29 protein-coding genes are annotated in these 26,010 nt (G+C 46.6%); 1 reads left to right on the forward strand and 28 read right to left on the reverse strand.

The window, feature by feature from the left end; all coding sequences use genetic code 11:
• Window positions 1-8 precede the first annotated feature (8 nt).
• Complete coding sequence (locus tag CHK_RS12515; protein WP_046444408.1) at window positions 9-869, forward strand: hypothetical protein; 861 nt, start codon at window positions 9-11, stop codon at window positions 867-869.
• A gap of 35 nt (window positions 870-904) precedes the next feature.
• Here CHK_RS12515 and CHK_RS16400 read toward each other — a convergent pair whose 3' ends face one another.
• From CHK_RS16400 to CHK_RS12650, 28 genes are all read right to left on the reverse strand, one after another.
• Complete coding sequence (locus CHK_RS16400; protein ID WP_160295668.1) at window positions 905-1,768, reverse strand: AAA family ATPase; 864 nt, start codon at window positions 1,766-1,768, stop codon at window positions 905-907.
• A 10-nt stretch (window positions 1,769-1,778) separates the two neighbouring features.
• Window positions 1,779-3,338, reverse strand: a complete 1,560-nt coding sequence (locus tag CHK_RS15830) for a C40 family peptidase (protein WP_160295670.1) — start codon at window positions 3,336-3,338, stop codon at window positions 1,779-1,781.
• 76 nt (window positions 3,339-3,414) lie between these two features.
• Window positions 3,415-5,748: a VirB4-like conjugal transfer ATPase, CD1110 family gene (locus CHK_RS12530; protein WP_046444409.1), complete on the reverse strand. Its 2,334-nt coding sequence runs from the start codon at window positions 5,746-5,748 to the stop codon at window positions 3,415-3,417.
• Window positions 5,720-6,100 (reverse strand): PrgI family protein, encoded by a 381-nt coding sequence (locus CHK_RS12535; RefSeq protein ID WP_046444410.1) that lies wholly within the window; start codon window positions 6,098-6,100, stop codon window positions 5,720-5,722. Before CHK_RS12535 ends, CHK_RS12530 begins: the two co-directional genes overlap by 29 nt.
• A gap of 10 nt (window positions 6,101-6,110) precedes the next feature.
• Complete coding sequence (locus CHK_RS12540) at window positions 6,111-6,992, reverse strand: hypothetical protein (RefSeq protein WP_046444411.1); 882 nt, start codon at window positions 6,990-6,992, stop codon at window positions 6,111-6,113.
• 30 nt (window positions 6,993-7,022) lie between these two features.
• Window positions 7,023-7,343: a TrbC/VirB2 family protein gene (locus CHK_RS12545; RefSeq protein WP_046444412.1), complete on the reverse strand. Its 321-nt coding sequence runs from the start codon at window positions 7,341-7,343 to the stop codon at window positions 7,023-7,025.
• Between the two features lie 38 nt (window positions 7,344-7,381).
• Window positions 7,382-9,073 (reverse strand): VirD4-like conjugal transfer protein, CD1115 family, encoded by a 1,692-nt coding sequence (locus CHK_RS12550; RefSeq protein WP_052740575.1) that lies wholly within the window; start codon window positions 9,071-9,073, stop codon window positions 7,382-7,384.
• The gene (locus tag CHK_RS12555) at window positions 9,073-10,326 is read right to left on the reverse strand and encodes a DUF3801 domain-containing protein (protein WP_046444413.1); all 1,254 of its coding nucleotides are present in this window, start codon (window positions 10,324-10,326) and stop codon (window positions 9,073-9,075) included. The genes CHK_RS12550 and CHK_RS12555 overlap by 1 nt, the downstream gene beginning before the upstream one ends.
• A gap of 2 nt (window positions 10,327-10,328) precedes the next feature.
• Window positions 10,329-10,964, reverse strand: a complete 636-nt coding sequence (locus CHK_RS12560; protein WP_046444414.1) for a hypothetical protein — start codon at window positions 10,962-10,964, stop codon at window positions 10,329-10,331.
• 123 nt (window positions 10,965-11,087) lie between these two features.
• Entirely contained in the window at window positions 11,088-11,687 is a 600-nt protein-coding gene (locus CHK_RS15835) for a hypothetical protein (protein ID WP_052740576.1), read from the reverse strand.
• Between the two features lie 39 nt (window positions 11,688-11,726).
• A complete protein-coding gene (locus tag CHK_RS12570) occupies window positions 11,727-12,452 on the reverse strand; it encodes a phosphoadenosine phosphosulfate reductase family protein (protein ID WP_235843845.1) in 726 nt (241 codons plus the stop codon).
• A 250-nt stretch (window positions 12,453-12,702) separates the two neighbouring features.
• Window positions 12,703-13,776, reverse strand: a complete 1,074-nt coding sequence (locus tag CHK_RS15840; protein ID WP_082103551.1) for a DNA-methyltransferase — start codon at window positions 13,774-13,776, stop codon at window positions 12,703-12,705.
• A gap of 6 nt (window positions 13,777-13,782) precedes the next feature.
• A complete protein-coding gene (locus tag CHK_RS12580; protein WP_131924946.1) occupies window positions 13,783-14,481 on the reverse strand; it encodes a hypothetical protein in 699 nt (232 codons plus the stop codon).
• A gap of 159 nt (window positions 14,482-14,640) precedes the next feature.
• Window positions 14,641-16,059, reverse strand: coding sequence for a relaxase/mobilization nuclease domain-containing protein (locus tag CHK_RS15845; protein WP_052740578.1), 1,419 nt, complete (start codon window positions 16,057-16,059; stop codon window positions 14,641-14,643).
• A 20-nt stretch (window positions 16,060-16,079) separates the two neighbouring features.
• Window positions 16,080-16,400, reverse strand: coding sequence for a plasmid mobilization protein (locus tag CHK_RS17185; protein ID WP_052740579.1), 321 nt, complete (start codon window positions 16,398-16,400; stop codon window positions 16,080-16,082).
• Window positions 16,401-16,578: 178 nt separating this feature from the next.
• Window positions 16,579-17,040 (reverse strand): XF1762 family protein, encoded by a 462-nt coding sequence (locus CHK_RS12595; RefSeq protein WP_046444417.1) that lies wholly within the window; start codon window positions 17,038-17,040, stop codon window positions 16,579-16,581.
• Window positions 17,021-17,779 carry a phage replisome organizer N-terminal domain-containing protein gene (locus tag CHK_RS12600; RefSeq protein ID WP_160295673.1) on the reverse strand — a complete coding sequence of 253 codons (759 nt, stop codon included), beginning with the start codon at window positions 17,777-17,779 and terminating at the stop codon, window positions 17,021-17,023. The genes CHK_RS12595 and CHK_RS12600 overlap by 20 nt, the downstream gene beginning before the upstream one ends.
• An 81-nt stretch (window positions 17,780-17,860) precedes the next feature.
• Window positions 17,861-18,712 (reverse strand): Fic family protein, encoded by an 852-nt coding sequence (locus CHK_RS12605; RefSeq protein WP_052740581.1) that lies wholly within the window; start codon window positions 18,710-18,712, stop codon window positions 17,861-17,863.
• A gap of 50 nt (window positions 18,713-18,762) precedes the next feature.
• Window positions 18,763-19,362 carry a hypothetical protein gene (locus CHK_RS12610; protein WP_046444418.1) on the reverse strand — a complete coding sequence of 200 codons (600 nt, stop codon included), beginning with the start codon at window positions 19,360-19,362 and terminating at the stop codon, window positions 18,763-18,765.
• Window positions 19,363-19,407: 45 nt separating this feature from the next.
• On the reverse strand, window positions 19,408-19,629 hold the full coding sequence (locus tag CHK_RS12615; RefSeq protein WP_046444419.1) for a hypothetical protein: 222 nt from the start codon (window positions 19,627-19,629) through the stop codon (window positions 19,408-19,410).
• Between the two features lie 15 nt (window positions 19,630-19,644).
• Window positions 19,645-19,818, reverse strand: coding sequence for a hypothetical protein (locus tag CHK_RS16705; RefSeq protein WP_160295675.1), 174 nt, complete (start codon window positions 19,816-19,818; stop codon window positions 19,645-19,647).
• Window positions 19,819-19,829: 11 nt separating this feature from the next.
• The gene (locus CHK_RS12620; protein WP_046444420.1) at window positions 19,830-20,642 is read right to left on the reverse strand and encodes a hypothetical protein; all 813 of its coding nucleotides are present in this window, start codon (window positions 20,640-20,642) and stop codon (window positions 19,830-19,832) included.
• A 66-nt stretch (window positions 20,643-20,708) separates the two neighbouring features.
• Entirely contained in the window at window positions 20,709-22,649 is a 1,941-nt protein-coding gene (locus CHK_RS12625; protein WP_046444421.1) for a GBS Bsp-like repeat-containing protein, read from the reverse strand.
• Between the two features lie 49 nt (window positions 22,650-22,698).
• Window positions 22,699-23,349 carry a hypothetical protein gene (locus CHK_RS12630; RefSeq protein WP_131924949.1) on the reverse strand — a complete coding sequence of 217 codons (651 nt, stop codon included), beginning with the start codon at window positions 23,347-23,349 and terminating at the stop codon, window positions 22,699-22,701.
• Window positions 23,350-23,368: 19 nt separating this feature from the next.
• Window positions 23,369-23,962, reverse strand: a complete 594-nt coding sequence (locus CHK_RS12635) for a hypothetical protein (RefSeq protein ID WP_046444423.1) — start codon at window positions 23,960-23,962, stop codon at window positions 23,369-23,371.
• 12 nt (window positions 23,963-23,974) lie between these two features.
• Window positions 23,975-24,418, reverse strand: a complete 444-nt coding sequence (locus tag CHK_RS12640; protein WP_046444424.1) for a hypothetical protein — start codon at window positions 24,416-24,418, stop codon at window positions 23,975-23,977.
• A 54-nt stretch (window positions 24,419-24,472) separates the two neighbouring features.
• The gene (locus tag CHK_RS12645) at window positions 24,473-24,922 is read right to left on the reverse strand and encodes a hypothetical protein (RefSeq protein WP_046444425.1); all 450 of its coding nucleotides are present in this window, start codon (window positions 24,920-24,922) and stop codon (window positions 24,473-24,475) included.
• A gap of 14 nt (window positions 24,923-24,936) precedes the next feature.
• Window positions 24,937-25,806, reverse strand: a complete 870-nt coding sequence (locus tag CHK_RS12650; RefSeq protein WP_046444426.1) for a hypothetical protein — start codon at window positions 25,804-25,806, stop codon at window positions 24,937-24,939.
• Between the last annotated feature and the right edge of the window lie 204 nt (window positions 25,807-26,010).

A 26,010-nucleotide genomic window follows, 5' to 3' on the forward strand; every position in this document is an offset into this window, starting at 1 on the left:
GAAGAATTATGGAAAAAACACAATCATGCGGATTTTTAGATGTACGGGCTGATTCGTTCAGAAAACTTGGTAGCAAACAGGACGATTTCCCCTATTACAGCAAACGCATACGCGCGGCGCTTCGCTGCGATATAGAATACCTGTATCAAAAGAATGTCGGTAGCTTCTGCGTATCCGAGAACAATGATTCGGATATTACGTTTATGTCGTTGGTATCGGAAATGCGCGATGAGATAAAAAGTGATGATATAAGCGCCCTGGTTTATTGTTCGCCCGATCAGGACGATTTCATAACTTTCATGGAGGATCTGGCTCCATATTCAGGTATCTTTATATCTATGAATTCGGATGCTCCGCAAAAGGCAATGCTACAAAATATAGACTGCCTTATTTATATTGATGGAAACAACAGGAAAAAATCCCTTCCGGCAATTTATAGTAATGCCCTAAAGAAAGGCGCAGTTGTTCATTATTTTGACAGCTTATATTTGACTTTCAGGATCAATCATTACAGGTATTATGATGGCCGTGGTGATTTAGCTGCCATTATCAAAACAAAAGATTTGCCGCTCATGGAGCAATTTTTGTTAGCCAGCATAGAATACGCTCAGGACCGGATTCAATCTGCAAAAATCAATTCTATCCTGAATCCCGATTCCGGCAAAACGTCGGAAGTATTTATCAAATTTCAGAACGCTACGATTGAAAGTTATTCTAAGGAAGTCAACGCGGTTCATTATATGATAACCAAGAGCAGCGGTCGTCTCAAACGGCTATACTGGAGGTGGCAAAAAAAAGCAATTCAAGGCAAAAATTTAGATGCGTTGGAAGAAGCCTTCTATAACGCTCTTTCATCTGAGCAGAAATAACAAAAGAGCCTCCCGCCGAAGCGGGAGGCGTTCCTTTACTTTTCCGGCGTTAATTCATCTACTATTTTCATCGGCCCATCGGTGTGTCCGTTCGTCATTTCCAGTCTATCTAATTTGTCTTTCACGGATGTTTTCTCTTTGATAACGGCATATTTGTCATCTACATAATATTTTCCGACATACACATTGAAAATCGCATGGCAGAGCACACCGTTATATTCAGCTAAATAGTCATTGTCCCCAATTTTCTTAATAATCGTCGCTTCCCTCAATTCACCGTTCAATGAGTGAATATGCGCTTGCGTTTTACATAAAATGGGTTCGTTCTTTTCTCCCATACTGTCCTGCCTTTCCATTTTGTTTATCCGTTGCATATGCCGAACTATATTTTTCACGATCAATTTTTCAGAATCCCTTGAATATGTTCCATAATACAGCCTATTGCCTTTCAGCAGATTTATGATCTCCCTGTCTTTTTCCAAACTTTCTTGTTCGGTGTGAATCCTCCCCGCCTGCTCAAACTGCCTATTCTTTGGGCGTTCAATAAACAGGTTGAAATTGAAATAGGAGTTATATGCCTTGAACGCTTCGCGTTTTAAATCCTCACTCGGATATTTTTGGTAAATCAATCCAAGGATCACCGGCGAATCTGTAACCGCTACATCCACCTTCCCCTGAACGCATTTAAGCCGCCTGTTTTGTTCTTCCAATATCCGCAGTTGATGTGCAAAGCTGCCGTCCAAGAGGTCAAAGCGTTCCGCCCAAACGAGATCCTTCGCATATTCAGGAATATATTCAGTCAAGACATTTCCTTTTTTCAGAATTTTTGCGATTTCCCAAGCGGCGGCGGTTTTTCCCGCTCCCGGGCCGCCGAAAAGATTTACAACCAATGTTTTCATGTTCGTCTCCTTATACATACGGTCTGCCATACATAAACGGCGTCCCCTGCACTGAAACCTCGCGGTACACAACGCCGCCCGCAGATGGGGCAGCTTCGATCATCATTCCGTCACCAACGTAAACAGCGACGTGTCCAATCGCCATAAACCGCTTTTTTACCCTGCTGCTGTTGGGATACGACCAAAAGATAAGGTCTCCTGCCTGTAACTGGATCTCGTCGATCACTTTCTCATTATCCACGCAATATTTTGCCTGATCCGCAGCCGTAGCAGGCAACTCTATCCCCACTTGCGCATACGCCCACTGTGTCAATCCTGAACAGTCGATGTAATTTCCCTGCCCGCGTAGTTCCATACTGTAAGGATCTCCAATCCTTGTAAAAGCTGCTTCCACAATATCTCCGCCAAGCGTGCCTTTGGGGAGGTTCTTCACAATATCAGATATATTCCCAATGTCGGCGTCTGTCATTCCGAAATAATCCACTCCCAATTTACGCCAAAGCGGGGCATTTTCGCTGCTCACGAGAAACTGGAGCATTTCCTTTTGTTCTTCACTCAGGTTATACTCATCAAGCATCTGAATATACCGCAGATTCGTCACATTGAGTTCAGCGTGCATACTTGCCTGCGGCAAAGGCGTATGGGAAGCAAGAGCGCGTACACTGCGCTGTGCGCCTGTTGCAGCAGGCTCCGGTTCTTCTGTCCATATCGTTACATTGATTGGATTCATTTTAAAATACAGGTTTCGTATCTCCTGAATATCCCCGTCGCTAAACCCTATCGGCGCGTTGCTGCTGTCGTTTGAAATAACAGCGTAGAGCGCAAGGCAATCCACCCAATTATCTACCCTGCCCCCCTCATCTCCAATGTCCGCACCGTAGCTGACGTCAACGGTATATCCCTGTGTCTCATATTCCCGGTGCCTTGCCGCAAGCTCCCTGTACCATTCGTTGTTGACCTGCTCCACGATACTTTTCACCTGATTCGGATTTTTCTCGTTATCTGAAAAAAATATGCCCGTCGGTGAGGATGAAATTGCCATCGTAATCAGGGCAATAATAGCCACGAGAAGCACGGCAATCAGGATGGGCAGCCCGACAAAAGGCATTTTCAATGCAATAGATACGCCTTTCCTCATTGTGCCCGCCCCACTCCTTACGACTTTTTTCACTGTTTTTTTCGCCGTGTTTTTTGCTGTCTTAACCGCCGCTTTTTTCGTTTCCCGTACAACAGCATTTTTCGCCCGTTCCCTGCGCACCATTTCGGCGGCTTTCCCCGTATTTGACGATACTGAAGGTGGACTGTTATATGCCGCAGGACGTCTCCCCCTTTCATTGAGCGGCATTCCCACTCGGCGGGAAATTATATCCCGCGCAACGCCGCCGACGGCATTCGCCGTTGCTTTCGTGTCCTCGAATAGTTCCTTCCCCACAGCCTGCTCCGGCGAAGAATCGTAATGTGCCATTGCCATTTTTTTCTTAACAAGGCTAAGGGCAGCCTGCGTATTACGCAAACCGCCCTTTCCTAAACTTTGAGGCCGTAGCTTTTGGAGTTCTTCTTCGCGGTTCATAACGCTTGGGGAAAGGCGGATGTTTCGCGCGCGTTCAGCATGAATACTGTGAACAATCCGTTTTGCTTGTTCCCGCTTATCCTGCAAGCGTGTCCACCTCCTCGATTTTGGTTGTCATCGCGCGGTACAATTTGGTGTCTTGATCAAACCGCCCGTCAAAAGGTACGACCACGGAACCACGCCGCATCAGTCCACACCCTGCTTTCGCGTTTGAAAGGTAATCCATTTGACGTTCGGATAAATTGAGCAATTCGCCGAGGGCTTTCCTATCCGATTCCGATTGCGAAAACAGCATCAGGAATTGGCAGTTTGAAATCATATCCCGCCCATATTCCGAATGGAGCAGGGAAGATACATTCTGGCTCATGGCGCCGATCAGGCAGCCATACTTTCGCATCCGGCGGTAAAAGGCGTCGAAAAACTTTGCGGTGTATTCGTCCCGGTACATCAGCCAAAATTCATCAATGTATACCCACGTTCGTTTTCCAATCGAGCGGTTATATGCAACGCGGTTTTGGATCGCATCAAGTACAATCGTCATCGCAAGGGGTTTCAACTTCTCTCCAAGATCGCGGATGTCGTAACAAAGAAGCCGGGATTTCGTATTCACGTTGGTCGCCTTTGAGAACATATTGAGCGAACCGAGCACATACATCTCCATGCACGTCGCAATATCCTGTGCCTCCGGCTCCGGCTGCTTTTTGATTGCTTGGTACAAATCCCGCAGCGTCACCGGATTCTTCCTGCGCCCGCTCATGCCGCTCATCAGAACCCGCCGCGCACAACGGTCAATAATGGATTGCTGTTTCGGCGTGATGTTTCCCCTGCCAATCGCCATTTCAATGATCGTCAGGACAAATTCTCCTTTGATCGCGAGCGGATCATCGCCTTTTTCCACATACTGCATCATATCGAGTGCATTTAGGTGCATCTGCGAACCCGCAGACATATGGAGCACTTCTCCCCCAAACATCTTGACAACAGGAAATGCCTCCCGTTCCGGGTCAAGGATCAGAATATCGTCGTTTGTATTGAGGAACACATTTGTAAACTCCAGCTTATATCCCATTGACTTGCCCCCGCCGGGCAGCCCCGCCCAAACCGAGTGCGGCGTAAGCAGCTCCCGCCTGTCCGCGATCACCAAATGCTTGCTGATCATGTTGATGCCATAGCATATCCCGCCTTTGTCCCATATTTCCTCCGACACAAACGGAAGCAGGGTCGCGGCGTTCTCAGTGGTTAGCGTGCGCAGGGAATCCATATACCATAATCCGTATGGCAGCACCGTATTCAGCCCGCATTCTTGCCGATACATCGCTGTTTGGAACCGGCACATATACCCCTGCCCAATCGCAACAATAGCTTCTGTGTCGTTATCCAATTCACGCAGCGAATCTGCCATGTGAAAAAGATTGACCTGCGCCCATACGATGCGTTGGTCGTATTCCCGGATCAGACGTATGATCTCTGTCAGGCCGTTCCGTTTTTCTTCCAGCCGGGGCGGAACCGTGGCGTTGTAATTGCCCTGCTCGTTCGCTTTTTTTGTTGAGTTTCCGATCTCTGTTTCAACGGAAAGCAATTTCCGCTGTACCTGCTGTAAGGAATCTTCACGGGATTTTGAGATCATATCAATGGAAAGCATCATCTCTTTTGGCAGACTCATCAGTTCTGTGATAAGCGTGTCCCGCAGGTATGCGGGGTATTCTCCCAAAAACAGGACGCGCCCATACCGCTTCCCAATTTTGAAATAATCGTTGTGGAATTCCATACCGTCCGGCGCGATATAATCCCGCACGCTATGGCCGCGTTTTCCGATCAGCTCCTTGTCAATATGAAACTGCGCTTCCTCACCCGCCCGAAAATAATCATAAAAGATTTTCAGGCGTTCCTCTGTACCCATCCGTTCAAAATTGCTGTCGATTTTGGAAAGCGCGCCTTTGAGGGTGCTTTCCATGCGTGTGAACCACGGCTGCGCGTCTGCGGCTTTTTTCCTGTGAGTCGTGACCGTGATGTATTTCTCCTGTACGATGTTGTTTGTGCCTTCCGTCGCGCGGCGGCGGTTTACCCTGTTGATTTCCTCGCGGTATTCGTCAAACTCATCGCCTTTGAGCGGCAGGAACATATCCCCGTGCAGGGTCGCTTCGTTGACCTTCTTGTTCACGAGCGTTATCTTCATCAGCTCGTCAATATCAAAGGATTTCAAAAGCTCCTGATAGCCCGCAAAAATATATTTTTGTTCCTCCGGCGCCGCCGCCTGATAGTTTACATCCGTAAACCGGCCTGTCATCGTAAACGCGCCGTTATGTTCAAAAATACCGTTCGGATGAACGGCTTTGATCGGAATGCTTTTTTGTACGGATTTTGGTCTTTTATACACGGGCTTACTCTGTTTCGGTTTCCACTGTGCCATGTGTGTTCTTCTCCTTTTTATGAGTATCGTTTCCTGCGATTGCTTCATACAGGCTGTTTTCCGAGATATACCACCGCTTCCTGAAGGACAGCAGTTCGCTCTCGAGCCAAATCGCGATGAATTGCTCGAGCCGCATTTTATGGGGCCGCGCGAACGCGAACAGAAAGCAGGGAAGCCCAAGCCCGATTGCCAAATAGCTTGCTGCCTGCAAGGGCAGGTACTTTGTCACTGTCGTATAGGACAAAATGATTATTATGATCCCCATGATGCTGAGGGCAAGCTGCCGCCCATTCATCCCCGCGATTATGTTTTCCTGATATTCGGATATGTCTGTTATAACTGTCGTTTCCATATTTTCCTCCTCATACGCCGAGCATTTCCCTGATGAACCTGTTCGCGGACATCACGACCACCACCAGCATCACCGATTGCAGCATGATCTGGAACAAATAATTGATCAGCGTATTCCAATAGGTAAAGTTGGCGTTGGTGTTCCCCGCTTCCCATGATGGAAAGATGAACGCGCTGTTTGACGCCATCGCCGTGAATATAACGATAGCAAGCGCGATCACACAGATTTCAAGACAAACCGCCGCGTAAGCCTTGAGGAAATGCTTCCCTGTTTGGCTTGTTTCGGGGCTGCCGAGCGTCGAGAGCGGAACCGGGGCAAGGCAGCTATAGATGAACAAGCGGAAAAAGCGCAGGTAAGTACAGACCACAAGGCATATCCCCGCCGCCCACATAATGATGTTGCCGATCATACCAAGCAGCCCCATCGGGATAGACTGGAAATTTGCCGCGATCTGTTCCCACCAATTTGCGCTCATCATCTGCTGTGCCGCTTCGATCACTTCCGGGGATATTTGTGCAAATTCAAAGTCCGTCGCATTCTGGAAAATCGTGTCGTTGATCCCCATTGAAACGTTGATTGAGAAATTCAAAACCTGTATTCCGTAGTCGATCACAAATTTCACAATCAGGAACCGCGCAATCCAGCCGATCACCTGTTGGATCGAAAGGTCTTTAAAATTGCTCGTAGTCTTGAAAAAGGTCATCAGGAAGAACAACACCAGGAGACCGTAGCCGATCCCCTGTATTCCCGTGTTGATTTTGACGACCACATCCCATATCGCCCCACCGGCATAATCGGCGGGGGCTGTCATCAGCAGGGCTTTCACATCCCCAAAACAATTATTGAGGAAAGATAAGCCCATTTGGATCGTCCATAATACGCTATACTCCAATTACCCCACCTCCTTTCCTTAGCGCCGCTGTCATACCGATACTCCAATTGCCTGCAGCACGAACTTGATTCCGACCATAATTGCGCCGCCCGCCAGAAAAAGGATCGCGTTCGTGCGCTGCGACGCATCCTGTGATTTAAGTGCAAGTGCGAGCTGTACGCCGCCCCATATGAGCGCGATGACACCCACGACGGTAACGATTGAAAGGATGAAATCCACAAGGTTGTTCATCGCTTCAAGCGGATCCATGCCTTGCTGTATATCTACGGCAAACGCCGTTTGGGCAAAAAAAATGATGGTCAGCATAACGACCACCATAACAACAATCTTTAAGTTTTTTCTTCTTTCCATGCTGTTTCTCCTATTCAGTTTTCAAGGTGCGACTGCCATCAGGCAGCTTTGTTTCGATCCCGCCTGTAATAATACGGCGGGGCGCCGCCCTGCTGAGCAAGGTTAATGTTAGGATGCTTCATCAGGTCGTATTTCCTGTCGATTATAGGTTTTTCATTTGCAATCAGGACGATACAATCCTTCCGGTCAAGCTCCCTTATCTCGCCGGGCGTCATAAGCTCCCTTCCTGTGATATTGATATTGGTATTGAGGTTGTTCGCGGATTTTCCGTATGTATCATACCGAATCGTAGCTTTGGAGAGTTCGTCGGCCACGTACCTGTGCGTACTCTGTTCATTTCCACCGAGGTAGAGCATCACGTCACAACATCCGGTGATATTCTCCCACGTGTCCTTGAACAAGCCTTTGAGCTGCGCTATGTTTTGAATCACGATATTCATACTGAAATTCCTGCTGCGGCACGTCGAAAGCACTTTTTGACCGCCGTCGTTTGACTGCCCGGAGGAAATCGAGATATTGGCGTATTCGTCCAGAATGAACCGCACATGGCGGGCAAGCCGTCCATCCGGCCTGTTATCCGCAATATACTCAAGCTCCTGGAACATCTGTGTATAGAGCATACTCGCAAGCCAGTCAAAGGACGGATCACAGTCTGAGGTAATGCAAAATAACGCTACTTTCTTTTCCGCAAGATCACTGAAACGCAGTTCGTCCTCTGAGGTAAGTTCAATGACTTCCTCGATCCCGAAAAGAGACAGCGACACTCCCGCCATCACAAGAATGGATTTTGCCGTTTTTCCCGCCGCAAGCTTATACATATCATATTGACGGCAGGCAATGTGGTTGGGGTTCTTGTGTTTCAGTTCCTCAAACAGCATATCCAGCGGACTTTTATGGTTTTCATCCTTTTCCCGCACCTCGGCATACCGCAGCATTTCCGCCATCATCGCAAAATTTTGTTCGTTGCTCGGCGCTTCGTACCATAGGTAGAACATAAGGGCTTGAAGTAAAGCGATTTCCGCTTTCTCCCAAAACGGATCGGAATTGTGCGCGTCCTTTGGCGTTGTGTTCTGTATGAAGTTTGTGATGAGGGAAATAACGTCGCTGTCCTTTCGCAAATAGCGGAATGGATTGTACCGCATGGAATTTTTCATGTCTATGAGGTTTAACACCCGCACTACATATCCCATTTTCTCAAGGGCATGGCCTGTACTTCGCAGGGCTTCCCCTTTCGGATCGGAGCAAACATAGCTTAAATCGGGGGTATTCGAAATCAGCCCCGGTATACAAAATCCCCGTCCTTTCCCGCTCCCGCTGCCGCCGACCACTAAAATATTGAGATTGTGTTGGTGCCGGTACATATCCAGTCCAATCGAAAGGTTTTGAGACAGGATGATATTTTCATCCTGCACATATTTACGCTGCAATTCCCTGAGATTGGCAAACCCCGCGCTGCCATGCTCTTTACCGTGCATATACAGACCGGCACGGAAAAGGTAATTTGACAGCAGCACAAGCCAGATCACAACAACTACTACTACAAAAGCCGCCGTGTGCTCGGCGGCTTTGAAGTAGAATATATTTGCGGCGTTTATCATAAAATTTTGCTTGAACTGCTCAAATGTGATCCCTATTTCATAGCTCATAGCGAGCTTCACGGCGAACCACAACATCCCGCCGAGAAGCACGCCCCACATGATGACCGACGATTTCAGCGTCTTTTTGTCCATCACAGTGTCATCACGTCCATTTCCTTTGTTATGGGGATCATTTCCTTGAGTTCTTTTTTCTTATCCGCAATATCCGCAAGGACACTCACCCTGTCTGAAAACAGCTTGTCCGCTTTCTCCATTGGTATTTCATCAAGCTGCGTAAAATCCATGTTCGCGGTATCGAGGCCATACTTGACGGACAGGGCATAAACAACGCTGTCTGCGCGGAAAGCATTTTCTTCCCGCGTATACTTCGCTCCCTGCTGTTTAAAGCACCGTCCATAGATCGCTTCGCGCTGCAACGCCTGAAACTCCTGCTCCGGTGAAAGCCCTTCTTTCAGTAATATTTTCTTTTTTTCCGGTGAAAACAAAGCGTCCTGTCCGAGTGTTTCGGAAACCTCCACCGGATATTTTTTTTTGAATCGTTCGTTTACTTCAATAAGCGTTTCCGACGTAAGTTTTTCAAAATATGAGCCAAATCCAACAGCCTTGCCGGACGTATCCTGTACGTCGTAGACAACAGCATCCACAAATTCTGTTTTCCCGTCTTTCTTCACAGGTCTCTTGATTATGATTTTATCTGCATCGTCCGCGATTTCCCGGCCAATCGCGCGCCAACGGGTTCTTGACATAACCATCGTTGCGTCAGGCTTTGCTTCGTAAATAAGGTTTTGATTTTTGCTCGAAAAATCGTACAAGACGGCCTGCATCTCAAGATAAGCTTTCCAGTTGTCCGGCGTATATGCTTCCTCGTTGTTTCGGTTGATTTCCCCAACGGTCTCTTGGATCGTCTCGATGTCCATATCGCTGATCGTGCAATTTGAGGGGGCAGGCTCCGGCGCATCGAGGAACGCCGCGTTGCGCTCCAATTTCTCCTTCGTGCTTTCGCGCACATCTTCAACCGTCGCTTCCGCCATTTTATTACTGTCCACGGTGACGCCAATTCGTTTTGCGATTTGGTTGAATTTTGCCAAGTCCTGCGAGGGAAACATGATGTCCACCGCATTCTGTTCGGGGTTGTCTACTGTCGCGTACAGCAGGCCGTATTCTTTGATGTGGCTTAAAAACTCATCCATTCGCTCCTTGGGTATGCTGCCGATCATCACAGACGCACCCATACGAAGTATCTTTTTCAGCGATGTTTCCCCTTTGAATACCTTTCGTTTCTTTAACGCTGCTACAAGAAACACCATGATTTTTCCCATGCCCTGTCCGGCGCGCATGACGATCTCCGTTCCTTGAAATATAAATCTGGCCGCTTCTCCTTCCATAGCTATACCTCTCTTTCCGGTTCATTGTCCGGCATTATCTTATCCTGTATCCTGCTTTTTGCCCACTCCGGCATTTTTTCAGGATTGATAATTCCTGCAATATCTGAGCGATCATAGCGAACGTCTCTTTCTTCAAAAAGGTTCATCCCAAAAACAGATTGACCTATTGCATGTGGCGAACAACCATTTCCACTTTCCGCTTTCATAATCTGATATTGTTCGACACGAAATTCCGGCGCAAGACATTCTGCCTTGATTAACACATATTGGTTCTGATAATCGCATTGTGCACTCCCTTGAATGCAAATATCTTGCGTGAGGTAATGATCCTCGATTCCACATGCTGCACGGTGCTTTTTAATTTCGTTAATTTTTTCCTTGATCCTGTCGGCAACATTTTCAAATGCTTCCAGATAGGAATCAAAGGTCTGTGCATCAGAATATTGGATATATATGGAGGTTTGCAGCCGTTCTGTAACCACATATGGTTTTTCTGTGTCAACTTTTTCTCCAAGCCACACGAGTGATTCTTTTGTGTCTAATTTTTCGCCGATTACAATATCCCGTCCGGCAAGCCATATCGCTTCTCTGATCGTATATCCACCCGGCTTTTCCCGCTTTTTAAAATCATATTCCATAACAACCTCCTAAATTTGAAAAGGAATACCATAATCTTTCCTGCGCCACGCCCCATTTGCATGACGATTTCCGCGCCCTGGAATAAATCTAGCTGCTTCTCCTTCCATTTTGTAAACCTCCTTTTAGCGTTCCGGCTCAATGTCCGGCTCCTTTTCGTGACTTTCCAACTCTTGTTTCTTTTCTTTCGCCCACTCCGGCATTTTTTCAGAATCGATGATACCCTCGATCTCATACCGCTCAAATCGTTCTGTTTGGCCGTTAAACAGGTTCTCCCCATACACTGCCGTCCCCCTGGCATTTGGGGAACATCCAAAGCCGCCTGTCGCTTTGACGATCTGATATTGTGCCACACGGTATTCCGGCAAAAGGCTGTCCGCTTTCAGAAGTACATACTCTCCTGCATAATCCAAATCCTGACTTTCAGGAATACATATATCTGCGGTTAGCGCACCTTCTTCAATGCCATTTTCCTTACGGAACGCGAGAATATCTGCGATTCGTTCTTGGATTCTATCCGCAAATTTTTGATATGCTTCAAGATATGTCGCATAGCTTTCCATATTTCCATATTCCGGCAAATCCGAAATGTGCCTGCGCTCCAATACCATAAACGGTTCTGCTTTCCCCGGCAATTCTGCAAGCAGGATATGCCTGTCGCCAATAGCTACAGTTTCATGCGTGGTGTATTTGTTTTTGTCCTTAATTTTTACATCAAACTTCATAAAAGTTCTTTCCTCCTGTCTGATGGCTTCATCGCCATCCTAAAGTTCAAAAGATATTTGGTCAGGGTTTGTTTTGGGCAATTTTCCAAGCCACCAAAGGTATACCTGTTCCGGCGAAATCCAATTACCTCTTATCAGGTCATCCCTGCCGCTTTGTTTCCTGACTTCCAGCATTCGTTCAAAGGTTTTCAGGTAAAGAGCCTTGTATTTCGGATACTGCTCCAACTCCTGTTCCTGCCTGTTTGACATAGGGCAGCCAATACAACCGAGTCGCTTATATCCCTCGTCATAAAGCCCACAATAAGGGATATTCTCTGTCTTGATAAATTCCCATACATCGGCGTCTGTCCAATCGACGATTGGGTTCAAAATTGTCTTTGAAGTCCGGTAGCACATCTCAACCATGCGCCGTGCTTCGTCGTTGTCATCGTTAAGCACCAACCCACGTTTCTTCTTGCTGCCCGTCATTTCTGTGATAACGCCATGCCCCTTTTTTCGATTCAGGCTTTCATCCCATCTAACTCCTGTAACTGTCAAACGCCCTTTACCGCCTGATTCTTTCAGCTTTTCGCAGCAATACCGGACTAAGCGGGTTGGCGGCATCATCTTTCGCGGTATCAGGTTCCACATGGTAATGAAGCCGGACCCGTCTTTGTAGTGCGGTATATCCAAAGCGACCTCCGGCATAGCTTTAATGAATCGTACCAACTCAGGGGGATCGACAGATGTAACGTTGTAATGGACCTCGTGTTTTACCCCCGCCATCTCCGCGAGACGTTTGATGACGCAGGAATCCTTCCCGCCTGAAAACGCGAGCCAGTATCCTTCCTCCGGCTCGAACGCCTGATACCTTTTAATCGCTTCTTCAACCTTGTTTTTTTCCCAAATAATGTGTTTTCGATCAGCATATTTACCTCCTTGCCGACAAAAAAAGGCGGCAGACTGTTCCGGTTAAGCGATCCGGTTCGTCTGCCGCCAATTTTTCTTTTATCCTGCTTTATAGTCAGGATATATTTTATTGTTGCTCCTGAGTGGAATCCTTTTCTGCTTTCAGCATCACCTCATCTTCATTATTCGTCAACAATTCTTGATTCCATATTGATAATTGTCCTGTTTCCTCTCTGATTCTCTGATTCGCCAATTCAACACTTTGGGGATTTAGTTCTATTCCCAAATAATTACGCCCATGATTGAATGCTACAAAAGCGGTAGTTCCAGAACCTAAGAATGGATCAAGAACCGTTCCACCAACAGGGCAGGACGCTAATATACATTGCCTGGCAAGTTCAGGTGGGTAGGTAGCAAAATGTTCACCGCCAAAAGGCTGTGTCGCAATGGTCCACACAGAATGTTTATTGCGCAGTATGGTTTGTTCTCCGTTTTCAGATTTGATACAATATTTTGGAGCAACGGCCTTCATGTTGCCGTTGATTTTTCCGGGGACTCTCATACTCCCTTTTTGACGGTCAACGTCTTGGCTTAACCGCATACGGGAACTCTGTGCCATAGGTTCGGCAATCGCTTTCGCATCATAATAATACTTCCGCGATTTTGAAAGCAGGAATACCGTTTCATGGGCTTTGGTGCATCGGTCCCTGACGCTTTCGGGCATCGGGTTCACCTTATACCATATAATTTCCTGCCGCAAATAAAATCCAGCATCACGCAAAGCAAAAGCCAGCATCCACGGTATCCCGATTAAATCCTTCGGTTTACAGCTTTCGGCTCCTGTTGTGGGGGTTATCTTCCCAATCACAGTACCCATATTTGTACCTTGCTTGTAGTTGTGGACAGTTTTATTGCGTATTCCATCCTTGTTCCTCCCCTGGTGACTTCCCGCATAACTATCCCCAATGACAATCCATAGCGTTCCATCGTTGCAAAGTACCCTTTTTACTTCAACAAAAACTTCTACAAGCCTTGCAATATATTCTTCCGGCGTCCGTTCTTTACCGATCTGTCCCTTTATTTCATAATCGCGCAGGTTATAATATGGCGGGGAAGTAACACAGGAATCAATACAATTTGCCGGTAGCGATTTCAATACCGTATATGCGTCTCCTTGCAGCACTCTATTCAGTTTAAGCATTTGCCCTCACAATTCTTTTTCGTCATTTGCTTGGCTTGGTTCGTCTAACTGCACCGCAAGACCGTCCTGTACCTGCTCATTTGATTCATGTTGACGAAATACCCGTTCAAGATTTCTTTCATACTGCACAAATAGCCGTACCGCTTCTTCCCCATTCATAATCAGTCGAAAGTTTTTTGTTTTGGACAAGAGTTCTATGTTTTCCCTGATATTTTCAAGCAATCCTTTTCGCAATTCAGGATCTAGCAGACTTTCGTGAATTGCGGATAATTCCACTTTTTTGATACAATTCGCTATCCCCGCTTCCGAAAGGCAATCCTCATAAAACTTCGTTACTCGTTCAGACAGCATTACAAAATCTGGATACTCAATTTTAAAGTCATTCAGTGTCCGGTATATACGTATGCTTTCAACTTGTTCCTTTGGTATCTCTTTATATATCTCCTTTTTGAGCGCTTCATCCGAATAATTCTTACCTTGAAAAAATGTATATCCTTTCGGCAAAGAAGATTTATCCTCGACCTTGACATAACATGCGTCTGGGTACTTTTTGATGTCCTTCTTGAATTGTCTTTCGTCCTCACAAAATTCATATAGATCGCTAATAAACCATTCATTCAATACCGGATCATGAAAATCACGGGTTGCGCAGCATTGATCGAAATTCTTTGAAATGAACCATTCCACATAAGGCGGTGCGCCCATTCCCGCCTCGTGCACCTCGCATATCCGCTTTCCCTCATAATATATACTGGCGTTATACCCGCCGCCATCCGGTGTGTTAAAGGTTTTTACCCCCTTCATTGCATATCCGTTTACATTCATATCTTTCCCTCCGATCAAAAACCGGCTGATCGTTCCAGTTTACCGCACCGGTCCGTCTGCCGCCTTGTCCTGTTGTTTCTGCTGCTCCGCAGCTAAAAGATTGCTTCTCATTTCCTTTGCGCACCTGACCACTTCTTCAAGGCTCCGTTTTGCCCGTTTGAGACGTGAGATTTCTTCCCGGTTCCGGGTAACTGCGCCTAGTATCATGATCCGCGTTTCCCTGATTGCGTTCAGGTTATTTTCATACCCATTTTCCTTGATGCCCTCCTTTGCATTTTGCAGCATCACCCGCCGTTCTTCATCCAATTTGTCAGGGATCGCACTGTACCGCTCGTAGATACTGTGTGCATCAAATAGCGGTTTGAATTTTTTCTGCGCGCTCCTCAAACGGTATTTTTCAGCCTGTAGCTGCTTTAGCTGTGCGTTGACCTGCTCTAGCGTACTTACCACCTCCGATATTTTTGTGAAGTTATTCTGCGCAACAAAAAGAAATTGACGCTTATAGTAATAAAACTTCCTGTATTCGCTGACAGGAATACGGGCCTCGCGTGGATTCTGACGTATTTTTCCAAGTAAAAACAGGTAGTACAAATATAGTGCTTCAATGCCCGTAAGCTTCCTTCGCGGGAACCGTTTTTTGACGTAATATTTCCGGGCAGCCTGCGGCGCTCTTTTTCGTTCCTGGTGGTATATTCGTGCTTTCAGTTCATCCGTCGAATATCCGAGGGTTTCAAGGCGCATAGCCTTTCGTGCTTCAGGGGCCTTGACCTTTGGGTGCATAACTGAGGTATCAACTTCATATCCCAAATCTTCAAGACGGATATATAATTCCTCAAAAGTAAAAGACTTGTCAATGCAAGTCTCAATGTCGTCAATGACGATCCCGCGTAAGGTTCGGCCACCGGAATGCCGCCGCAGATATTCCTCGTATGTCATATTCTTACCGTCCGCATATTCGATGACCGATAGTCCATTCTCGCGGCAAAGCTCATCGCTGATCCCCCGCAGCTTGCGGTAGAAGTCCCCACGACTGATGTGGAATTTCTTTCCCGTCACGCAGGATACAGAATTTACGATGATATGATTATGCAGATGCTTGTGATCCAGATGGGTTCCGATCACAACCTCAAAATCTCCAAGCCACCGCTGTGCATACTGCTTTCCAATCTCATGCGCAAGCTCCGGCGTGACCTCGCCCGGTAAAAAGGACTGGATGATATGGTAAGCGACGCGTCCGTCCTCTTTCCCAAATCTCTTTTTGGTTGCCGTCATAGCTTTGGCCGCCGTTTCAGGGCAGCAGTTGATCGCGCTGACATACCGCGCTCCATCCAATGTTTTTTTTTCGTTTTCCGCATATTCCGTAAGTGTTTCAAGCGTCTTTGTCACGTTCGCCGCATAATTGATCGTGTCTGTCAGATGCCCCAAATTCTTGATATTGATTATTTTGGTATATGCCAATTCATAAAGCACCTCCTGGTCTACAGTAATCGCAGCTTTTCATCGTACAGCCGCTTCATCTCGTCGAAATATTGCTCGACACGCCGGATGCTGTCGGCAGATATTTTCTTATCCGAATTTGCAATGTGGGCGATCTGGTTCACGTTGGAACCGATTTTATTGAGTTCCGCATAGATACTGCCGATCACCTTCCTGTCGATCACCACAACACGTTCGTCCGTCAAACAACATTTGCGAATATATGCAGCAATGGATAATCCCGTCCTTCGTGCGGTTCTTTTTAGCTGTAGGTATTCATTAGTGGTCAACCGCGTTTCTGCTTTTATCCTGCGCTTTAGCATTCTTTCACCACCTTAATTTAGTGTAATTAAGCGGCGCAGCCGCTTGGGGTTTTAGGGGCGCAAGCCCCTAACAAGCTGTAAAATGCCTGCATTTTGCGATGCTTGCGAGGGATGCGAGGGTAGGGCTTCGCGGGAATTCTGTCCTGAAAAAGGTAACTTTTCTCCCGTATCCGTTCCTCTACAGCGTCAGCTCCCACCGTTGCTTATTGCATACTGGAGCCGTGGTTTGCCGCGGGCGGTTCGGGCAATCCCATGAATGACCTCTCACGTCTGCCGCTTTATGCCACCCCGCCGCTTTGTAGCTGACACCGCTCTCCGTTTCGAGGATATAGCTGATTATTTTCGTATATCCCATAGCCTGCGCAATTCGTCTGATTCTCCCGAGCAGGAATGTGCAGACATTTTTCGTTCCGTCCGTACAGCACCGCACAACCTCTAGCGTCCTGCCATCATCAAGGTTTCGCGCAACCGGACGTGCAGCCTGCACTACGCCTACCAGTTTTCCATGTTCTGTGCATCCAATACGAAACTTATCCCGATAGACCGGCGCATGGTGCCTGTGCAGCTTTTCCACAAAAGCATTTGCATCCCGTAGTTCAAGCGGTACCGCCTGCAAGTGTTCACTTTTTACCTGCTCCATATTTCAGCCGATAATCTTTTAGAAGCTGCTCCATGTAAGCAAGCGGCTTTTGTACGTCCCGCCTCGCCGTTTCCTCGATTGCTTCAAACACCTCATCGTAGCCGTAGGTTTCTATGAACCCATTCAGCCGGATGCGCTGCGCAAGATTCGGTTTATAAAAGAGATCCGCAAAATGCTCATATACGTGCTTTGGCAAATAGTATTCGGCAATCTCGCGCGCACGCGCTTCTTCCTCATCCTCTGTATTGTCTTTCTCTTGCTCTTTCTCTGACTCTAGCTCTGTGTTACCGCTTGTTACTTCACCGTTACCTTCCGTTACATCAGCGTTACATTGTAACAACGGGGGCTTTTCCTGCGCTTTGAGCGCCCGGTGCCTCCTGACACGTTCAGCAGACGCGCTTTCCGATCCGATCATGTGCTGCAAGGCAGCCATGTAATAGGTATCGTTATCCCACTGTTCGACAAGCCCCATTTTCAGGAATGCCGTAATCGAAAGCGCAACTACCGTTTCCGGTTCGTCAAGGTATAAGGCAAGTTCCTCTGTCGCTGTCGGCAGGATTCTTTCGTACTTTATCATTCCCTCATCCCGCAGGCTTTTCAGCAGCATTTTCAGGTAGACTATGACAATGCTGTCCCCCTGCGGCAGCTTCCGTAAATACCGGACGCTTTTCTCGTCGAAAAAATCTTCTTTCAGTTTTAGCCAAAAAAAGCGTTTGATTTCCGCTTTTGCGTTCCCCATTTCCACCTCATTTTTCCACAACAAAAAAGCGCCCATTTCTGAACGCTTTTTGCTGCTATCCACTTTAGTATATTATCCGTATCATAACTCTAAATCCTCATGATCCCGGTTGTTGCCACCACCCGGTTCCCCGCTATTTTTCTGCAATTTCCCTTTAACGGAAGCCTTCGCCGTTTCCTGATCACGCTCTTTCTTCAAGCTGAGTTCTTTGACTATCTTAGCCGATTCCTGCAATGCGTCACAAATCAGGTAGGTCATCAGGCTTTTATCGCCTTTCGTATCAAACTCCTTAAATGCCTGCCTGTACTTTGACGTATGGCTGATAGCTGCCGGAAGGATCTCATTGTTCATCAATATTTGATTTAAGATGATGCGTCCGGTTCTGCCGTTTCCGTCCATAAACGGATGAATACGCTCAAACTCAATGTGGTATTCTGCCACCCGTTCGATGACTTCCGCAAAATCCCCGCTATGAAAATCTCCGATTTTTTCCATGTGCGCCTGCATCAATTCCGGCACATTTTCATATTTAGGCGGGTAATACACCGCACGGGCAGGATTGCCGACGAATACATTTTCCTGCCTGTATTCCCCATATGCCCCACAAATGATACCGTCGATCTTTTTGATCCATTCCTCGGAGATCCTGACGCCCTTCGGTGACATTTCTTTGATCGCCCTGAACAGGTTTTTGGCATCCTGGTATTCGCTGAATTTATGTCCTGCCGATACCTCGTCAAAATCCACAACCGCTATGGTTTCGTCAAGGGAAAGCGTATTGCCTTCAATGCTGTTTGAGGACCAACAAAAACGGTATTGAAACCCTTTATAAAAGGCGTCCCAAACAAGGAAATCCTTTTTGATCTCCTGTACCGAATCGAGCTTCTTTTTGGTCTCGGCTATTTTCTTTTGTATATCACCTATAATCGCCATTTCTTATTGCTCCCTTTACATGGATTATACCACAACCGCTGTTCCCGCTTCTACTCCGCAGATGATTCCGAGAATACCAGTGAATCAATATCCTCTGAATTGATCCCGCTGAAAAACGCATTGCTTTCATATGCTTTTTCAAAATCTTCGCCCAGCCCGTCTGCAAATTCAGGATCGGTTGGATATACTTCTGAGTATTCTTTTCCGTCCAATACAAGATACGATATGTTCCCGACCTGCTCACTGGACATATCCTCGAGATACATAACACTGATATACCACGACGCATTCCCACGTTCAGCCAGATTATTTTCCGTAATTATCTTTTGGAATTTCTCAAAAAACAACCTGAACCATTCCACACTTGCGTCCTCTGTATAAATGACGTAGTAAAAGGTCGGTACTCCTTTATCGGTTTTAAATGCCCTGCCCTCTTTAAACTCAAAATCTTCTGCAATCATGTCATAGATAAACCCGCCGTTTTCTGTGAACCAACCATCGGGATCGTCCTTTGTCGCTTCTTCAAAAAGTTCCTCTGCTGTCGGCAGGCCGCTTCCTGTAGTTGTACCATTTTCGCCTGGTTTTGCACAGGCACAAAGCAACACTGCTATCATCAGGAAAGATACCATAAGGGAAAAAAACTTTTTCATAATATTCCTTTCAAGGCGGGGATCGTTGGTGTATTTCTATCTTTATTATACCGACCCTTTATTGCGTTGCCAAGCATATATGAGCTTTTGGCATTCTTCTTTCGTGCGGCGGGAAAGAAGAAGCAGCCAAAAGCTCCCGTCCTCGCGCTTCCAGATGCGCCGGGTATATGCTTTGTCATTTTTATAATACCGTTCATATTCGCCGCCGTTCAGCACGCGCCAAAGCCTGTAGCTTCCACTTTTCGTTTTAGAAATTTTGTATTCCATACTATTATCCTCCAATCAGTCCTCAAAAAAATAACAGTGCTTTCGCTTGCACTGTTTTTTCATCCGTGAGTAGAACCGGCACATCCGGCACCCACGTTCTTTTTCCGTTAAAACCGCTATCCTGTAATGGCGCGGTATCTCTCTGGCGATCTGCTCGATCTCGCGTCCGCCCCTTCCAGTCAAATACAATCCAGCCCTCCCTAAAGTTCCAGAACATCATTGTTCTTATGTTTGGGGGCATATGTTACCGTTTTGGGGATTTTCGCTTTTTCCGCATTATCCTTTATGTACCTGATCTGTTTCCGTGGTTTGTCGCTGCTGTAACCGTCCAGTTTATCCCTGATTGATATTTTTTGCGGTGCTTCGTTTTGGGCAATCATTTTTTCCATTTGAAATGTGACCGCTACAAACGGTTCATGCGTATCCTTATCCATTCCTGCCGCAAGTTTTAAAAGCCCTTTCATCTGCTGCGGTTTGAGTTTTGGATTGGCAATCTTTTCAAATACCCACGGGCTTACGGCATCTGAATCTGCTGTGAGCATCGCCGCCCTTTGTTCAAAATCCAGTTTTTCAAAAATCCTGCATACCTCGCAGGAACGGATCATTTGCTCCCTTGTGAGTTTCCCTTTCAGGTATTGTCCCACCGTGTAATGAATCAGGTCGCTGTCTACCCCTTCCACAAGATACCGGTAGGTGCAGCAGGAATGGTAATCGTGCTTACCGGATTTTATCGCTTCATCCGCACAGGTCTCCGCCAAATTCAAATTATATGTTTCCTCGATCCATCTCGCCATCAGTTCCATTTTCTCAACGCTGTATCCCATTTTTACATACTGCCCGACAGGCAGATCCTTCGCTTGCCCATAGTTCACCAGCCTTACGATTCTGTTCATCTCATCCGCAGTAAATTTTGGCCTTGCAATGATATGGACATATTGTGGCGGTACGCCGCCTGTAATCACGTCCTCAACGACTTTTCGCTGTTCCCTGTTAAAATTATTAAGGTCAATCATTTCCATCCCTCCAGTAAATTAGAAAAGCGGCGCATCTACTGAGCGCCGCTCCTTCATCTCATATATTCAGTCCACAAGGGAAATCCCGTAGACAATTCCGTATTCAATTTCCTTTTCATCCGCTATGCCCCATGCCGTACCATATTTAGCTTTCAAAAGCTGCGATGCTTCCTTTCCTGCGTCTAGGCTTCCAATGATGTATGGCTGCACTGGGGAATACCAACCTTCCCTGTTTACAAGGCTGTTCCATGCGGATGTGTCCGGCGTTTCAAACCCGAACGCAATATACTCCTTTGTCTCCAGCCAATTCAAATTTTTCCATTCATCAACCGTAAATTTTCCTTCATCTACTACCTTTGGAACATTACCTTTTTCAGCAATAGAATCAACGGAAAACAAGAGCGGATATTTCCCCGTATTCCTGAATACAAGCGGCGGGGCGGAAAAGGCCTTGTTTCCGCTTGTGTCGGATGTAAAGTTGACAGGTTGGTTCGGATTCAATGTAAAGGATACCTGCGCGGGGACAAGGGCCGATATGATCCGTGGGTTTACCGTCAGGGTAGCGGCAGCAGAAGTGACCTGTCCTGCGGCGGTAGATACGACGCAGCGATACCTGGTTCCGCTGTCCGCATCCTTTACCGTCTTTGCGGTATAGGTATTTCCCGTCGCTCCTGTAATATTTTCCCATGCCGTACCATTTTGGGATCTTTGCCACTGGTACCCCGTTATGCTTCCATATGCCGAAACGCTAAAAAATGCGTTCTCTCCGTAGTCAATCTTTTGGTTCTGCGGCTGCGTTCCAATACCGCTGACACTTAATGTTACTTCCCGTGATGTAACCGATGTGCCACCGTAGTACCCTGCGTTTGACGCAACCAAACGGAATCGTGCCTGATGGTCTGCTTTGCCTGCCGTAAATCGGTATGCTGCCGACGTTGCTCCTGCAATATTCACCCATGACGAACCTTTAAAGCGCTGCCACTGATAGGAACAGGCAGGATTGCCGTTTGCCGAAGCACTGAATGTTGCTTGCGCGCCATTCAAAACATTTGTATTCTGTGGCTGTACTGTAATGGAAGGCTGAACTGCTCGAACCGTGGTAGTGGTATTCTTAGAAACATTGTATCCATTGTTGTTACCAGATATACACCTCCATGTATACACGCCTAAATCATTCGCCGTAGGATTAAAAGACCACGGGGTATCGCTCGTCCCTTTGAAATGTGTTTTTGTTACCCATTTCCCATTCTCGTATCGCTGCCACTCTGTATATGTCGACGTAGGATCGCAGTCTACTACGCCCGTAGTTCGTCCTTGCCACGCTAAAGTGACGGGCTTATTGATGTAGCCTGAATAAGCATTGGGTACAATATTTTCGTTTCCGAGGTAGGGACCATATGTAATCATGAAGTGGAATGCTTCGATAAAGGTATTATCAAAATACATATGGACGGTCCACCATCCATATTGATTTCCATGCTCGTTTGCCATCAGAACGTATTCGTAATTGTGTCCATATTCGTTAAGTCCTTTGTAAGCAGGTATTACCCAAAAAAGATCATCCTGACCGCCTGCGTCGCTCCATATTGCGTAACGCACATCGCTCGTCTCGACGCTTCCTGTGACAATAGAGAGCAGGAGTGCTCCGCGTTGTACGCCGCCTGGATTGCGCATAGTGCCGTTATTATGCGGGGAATAATACGAGTCTACCCTGTTAAGCACAAAAGGCTGGGCTTCTGGTTTTTCTGAAATCTCTGTTTCAATCATTTCTACTGTTGGTAATTCTATCTCTTCTGGATACGAGATGCTCACATTATCCTGATTTTCCGTCTCTTTTTTCTCCTCTGGAGCCTGTACTTTCTCTGTTTCAGTTTCTTCATCTTCTGCCATATCCGCACTCGACTGTGGCATAACCATCTCTGTTTTTTCTTCGGCATAAGCTGTCTTAAACCCAAAAGCTATAATCAGGACAAGGATAAGGAAAACTGCTATTAACCGCTTTTTCATAATCGTTTCCTTTCTTGCAGGGGGCGTATAAACGCCCCCTGCAATACTGTTACTCCGCTATGGATACTCCATACGCCACTTCGTAGATAATTGTCGATGTTGACGGATAGCCCCATGACATCCCATATTTTGCTTTCAGGCTTGCCTTTACTGTCGAATGGCCAACTACATCTCCAAGAGGCAAAGCGGTCAAGGGGGAAAACCATGCGTCCCCGTTATCCACTGCCTGCCACTCGTCATAAGAGGGCAAGGTAAAACCAAAAGCAATGTTAGCGTTTGTCCTTGTCCGGTTGAGATCTTTCCATTCGTCATCAGTAAAGGTATTAGCCTCCACTATTTCCGGTGCATCTCCCGATTCCGCCATAGACGAAACCGAAAATGTTAGCGGCGCATTGCATCCGTTTGTAAAGCTGAATTCTGCTGTTGTAAAGGCTTTATTTTCGTCCTGTACTGTATTTGTTTCATAGAACGCAGGTTTGTTCGGATCTATCTCAAAGACAACGATTGTCGGAACAACCGCAGAAATCATAAGTGGCTGTACCGTTCCTACAATCGTCGCGCCTGTTGAAACCGTTTTTTGTTCGCCTGCTGAACCCCGCACAACCAGATCACCGTCTGCGGCAAAAGCCGTTCCCGCAAACGCAATACAAAAGGCCACTACCAATATGAATGTTGTTAAAATCCTATATTTTCTTTTCATGCTTTTCCCCTTTATCCTTTCAGTTTTCATCCCCAACCGTAAGCGTGATAAATGCGTATCCTTTTCCAACGTACTGCGGCTCGTCACCCATCGTATAACCCTTGAAAATAGCAACCGCTTTGTGTGCGCCTGATTCAACATCTTTTGTCAGGTATCCGTACCCGTCAAGGATTTCTCCCTCCTTGCCCACACATTCAATATGCGAAGCAGGCGGCAATAGTGTATCGGTAGAATAAACGAGGTTATCCTGCTTCACATCCCGCGACTCGTCGAAGCTGTCCATATTCACATCATCGTTAAGCAGGTATACCTCTACCAAAAGATTCTTGTCGCTCCCTGAGGGATTTTCGATGCAAAAATTTACAGGGCTGACATCTGTGCGACAGTGCGGCGATGCGTTGATGTTTACCGGAATGCTCATCTTCATCATCATCTGTTCCATTTCCTCAATGGTCTTAGAATCCTTCAGGACAAGATCACCGTTTGTCCTTTGGACGCCAAATATTTCTTTCTCCGGCTCCTGCGTTCCGCAGCAATGCAATAGCAGAATCAGGATGATAACCGCAGCTACAAGGATAACGGTCAATATTTTCTTTCGTTTTTTGTTTTCCATTAGACTTGTCTCCTAGATTTCGATATTTTCTTCGTTTTCGCGCTGAAATTTCTCGATATTCAAATCACGATCCATCGCCCATGCGACAGCATCCTCTACTACTTCGGGTGGTTGGCTCAGATACCATGATTCACGATAAAGCACATTTTTCTGATATGGCGGTTCTTCAAAAGGTCTTATTTTGTCGGCCCATTCCTTTATCTCCTGGGAAAACTCATGTTTGCCTTTTTCTGAAAATTTCCTTATGGTATCCGCAAGAACGATCCGCACAAGTTCAAAATCCACATACATAAAATTCTCATTCAAATATTGTGATAAATAGCCGTTTTCCGAAGCATACGTTATTTCGTTTGAGTTTAGTTCCTCACGTATTTCGGCAAGTTCTTCAAAGGACTTATCCCACCCTGAAATATCTTCCGGGCTTCCTTTCCGTCTGTGTTCATTTATTTTCCCCATTGTTTTCTCCCTTCAAAAAAGGGGCGCCATCCTTCGCGCCCCTTACCGATTCATTTATGCGTCCTGCAACAGTCCAAGCATTTCCGAATAGAAGTCGCTGATTCGTTTGAATGCTTCCTTTGCTTCATAGAATATCATTTCCGAATCGTACTCCCTGATCCAATGAATCGCGTCATAGGCAAGCAGGGGATTCAGGTCAAGCGCCCATGTGCCGCATTCCGGTTTTGGAAGCTGTACCCTCACTTCCGATGCCCATTCCTTGATCTCATCTGGATAAATAATCCCGTTATCGACCTGGAGCCTCGCAGTGAGTGCAAGCATATCCCTCATATACCCTATTTCATGTTTTTGCGAAATGAGTTCCAGTATAAGCTCCAAATACCCTTTTTTCCATGCGTGCTCCAAATATGCCCCTTCCATCTCCTGCTTGCATTTCCTGATTGCCGGTATATCCTGCTGTGATCCGTTTTTTACTTCCTGTTCCCGCAGCTTTTTTCCAAACATTTGAATTCTCCTTTTCATCTCACGTATTCCGGTTCATAGTCCTGATCCTCTGACTGAATTTCCACGTCCGGTTCTTCCTCAACCACAATCGGCTCGTCGTGATCCAGATCGAGATCATGATTTAGCTGTGTAACCTCTTGCATCATGTCCTGAAGCTCCCGCTCTTTCTCAAACGGACGATCAAGCTCATGCTCTGCGTCCAAAATCTGCTTATTACATTTATCAATGGTTTCAAGGCAGCTTTTTTTTAGAATTGGTATATCCCTTATAAGGCTTGAAATTCGCTCAATATCCTTTACCTCGTCTTTCTTTAGTTCGCACTCGTAGTCGCCTTTTCCATGCAAATACAAAACGTAATTCCTTTCGTCTGGAATGTATTCCATATTCATTCCAAATCCCATAAAGCTGCCTATTTTTGCCGCTCCTTCGGCATCGGCAATTTCGGGCATAACCATATGCAATGCTTTACCCGCCTTCTTTTTATCTTGATATTCTATCCCTTTGACCGTCATTTTAAAGCCGGATGCAAGGTAGGGTTGTATTGTTTTCATATCCTGCTCGTATGAATTGATCCGTTTACGGTTCCTGTCAATATCTTGCTTCAGCTCGGATATTAAGCTCTGGAGCCGGAACCGTTTTGCTTTGTATTGCCGTTTCAATACCTGGACGCGCATAATCTCCGTATCAAGTTCGGATTTCCGAATCACGCGCGGATCGCCCGTCGCAATCGCCTTGATTTGCTTGAGCATTTCACTCACGATGTCCACATCATCCATCCGGCGTGCCGGTGGTTTGTTGCTGATGATCTGGTTTGTGAACCGCTGTTTGTTTTCCAAAAGCTGATAGATATATGCGTCGAACGAACGTTCCGTTAAGTACCGCAAAATACGCACCTCCGGGAACAGATTGCCCCAGCGCAGGATACGCCCTTCGCGCTGAATGAGGTCCGACGGGCGGTCGAGTAGGTCGGCGGCATTACTGCCGCCTTCCCCTCTAAGAACCGTACGTGAGAGTTTCCCCTCATACGGCTCAAGCAGTTCTAAGCCTTTATCATTCTAAAGGCCAGCTAGTCAACTAACGATTTTCTT

This window comes from Christensenella hongkongensis, assembly GCF_000981035.1.
Lineage (GTDB): Bacteria > Bacillota > Clostridia > Christensenellales > Christensenellaceae > Christensenella > Christensenella hongkongensis.

Coding starts and splice junctions, on each gene's coding strand:
- CHK_RS12515 (WP_046444408.1), top strand. CDS start 9: ATGGAAAAAACACAATCATGCGGATTTTTAGATGTACGGGCTGATTCG.
- CHK_RS16400 (WP_160295668.1), bottom strand. CDS start 1,768: ATGAAAACATTGGTTGTAAATCTTTTCGGCGGCCCGGGAGCGGGAAAA.
- CHK_RS15830 (WP_160295670.1), bottom strand. CDS start 3,338: ATGAACCGCGAAGAAGAACTCCAAAAGCTACGGCCTCAAAGTTTAGGA.
- CHK_RS12530 (WP_046444409.1), bottom strand. CDS start 5,748: ATGGCACAGTGGAAACCGAAACAGAGTAAGCCCGTGTATAAAAGACCA.
- CHK_RS12535 (WP_046444410.1), bottom strand. CDS start 6,100: ATGGAAACGACAGTTATAACAGACATATCCGAATATCAGGAAAACATA.
- CHK_RS12545 (WP_046444412.1), bottom strand. CDS start 7,343: ATGGAAAGAAGAAAAAACTTAAAGATTGTTGTTATGGTGGTCGTTATG.
- CHK_RS12550 (WP_052740575.1), bottom strand. CDS start 9,073: ATGGACAAAAAGACGCTGAAATCGTCGGTCATCATGTGGGGCGTGCTT.
- CHK_RS12555 (WP_046444413.1), bottom strand. CDS start 10,326: ATGGAAGGAGAAGCGGCCAGATTTATATTTCAAGGAACGGAGATCGTC.
- CHK_RS12560 (WP_046444414.1), bottom strand. CDS start 10,964: ATGGAATATGATTTTAAAAAGCGGGAAAAGCCGGGTGGATATACGATC.
- CHK_RS15835 (WP_052740576.1), bottom strand. CDS start 11,687: ATGAAGTTTGATGTAAAAATTAAGGACAAAAACAAATACACCACGCAT.
- CHK_RS12570 (WP_235843845.1), bottom strand. CDS start 12,452: ATGGCGGGGGTAAAACACGAGGTCCATTACAACGTTACATCTGTCGAT.
- CHK_RS15840 (WP_082103551.1), bottom strand. CDS start 13,776: ATGCTTAAACTGAATAGAGTGCTGCAAGGAGACGCATATACGGTATTG.
- CHK_RS12580 (WP_131924946.1), bottom strand. CDS start 14,481: ATGGGCGCACCGCCTTATGTGGAATGGTTCATTTCAAAGAATTTCGAT.
- CHK_RS17185 (WP_052740579.1), bottom strand. CDS start 16,400: ATGCTAAAGCGCAGGATAAAAGCAGAAACGCGGTTGACCACTAATGAA.
- CHK_RS12595 (WP_046444417.1), bottom strand. CDS start 17,040: ATGGAGCAGGTAAAAAGTGAACACTTGCAGGCGGTACCGCTTGAACTA.
- CHK_RS12600 (WP_160295673.1), bottom strand. CDS start 17,779: ATGGGGAACGCAAAAGCGGAAATCAAACGCTTTTTTTGGCTAAAACTG.
- CHK_RS12605 (WP_052740581.1), bottom strand. CDS start 18,712: ATGGCGATTATAGGTGATATACAAAAGAAAATAGCCGAGACCAAAAAG.
- CHK_RS12610 (WP_046444418.1), bottom strand. CDS start 19,362: ATGAAAAAGTTTTTTTCCCTTATGGTATCTTTCCTGATGATAGCAGTG.
- CHK_RS12615 (WP_046444419.1), bottom strand. CDS start 19,629: ATGGAATACAAAATTTCTAAAACGAAAAGTGGAAGCTACAGGCTTTGG.
- CHK_RS12620 (WP_046444420.1), bottom strand. CDS start 20,642: ATGATTGACCTTAATAATTTTAACAGGGAACAGCGAAAAGTCGTTGAG.
- CHK_RS12625 (WP_046444421.1), bottom strand. CDS start 22,649: ATGAAAAAGCGGTTAATAGCAGTTTTCCTTATCCTTGTCCTGATTATA.
- CHK_RS12630 (WP_131924949.1), bottom strand. CDS start 23,349: ATGAAAAGAAAATATAGGATTTTAACAACATTCATATTGGTAGTGGCC.
- CHK_RS12635 (WP_046444423.1), bottom strand. CDS start 23,962: ATGGAAAACAAAAAACGAAAGAAAATATTGACCGTTATCCTTGTAGCT.
- CHK_RS12640 (WP_046444424.1), bottom strand. CDS start 24,418: ATGGGGAAAATAAATGAACACAGACGGAAAGGAAGCCCGGAAGATATT.
- CHK_RS12645 (WP_046444425.1), bottom strand. CDS start 24,922: ATGTTTGGAAAAAAGCTGCGGGAACAGGAAGTAAAAAACGGATCACAG.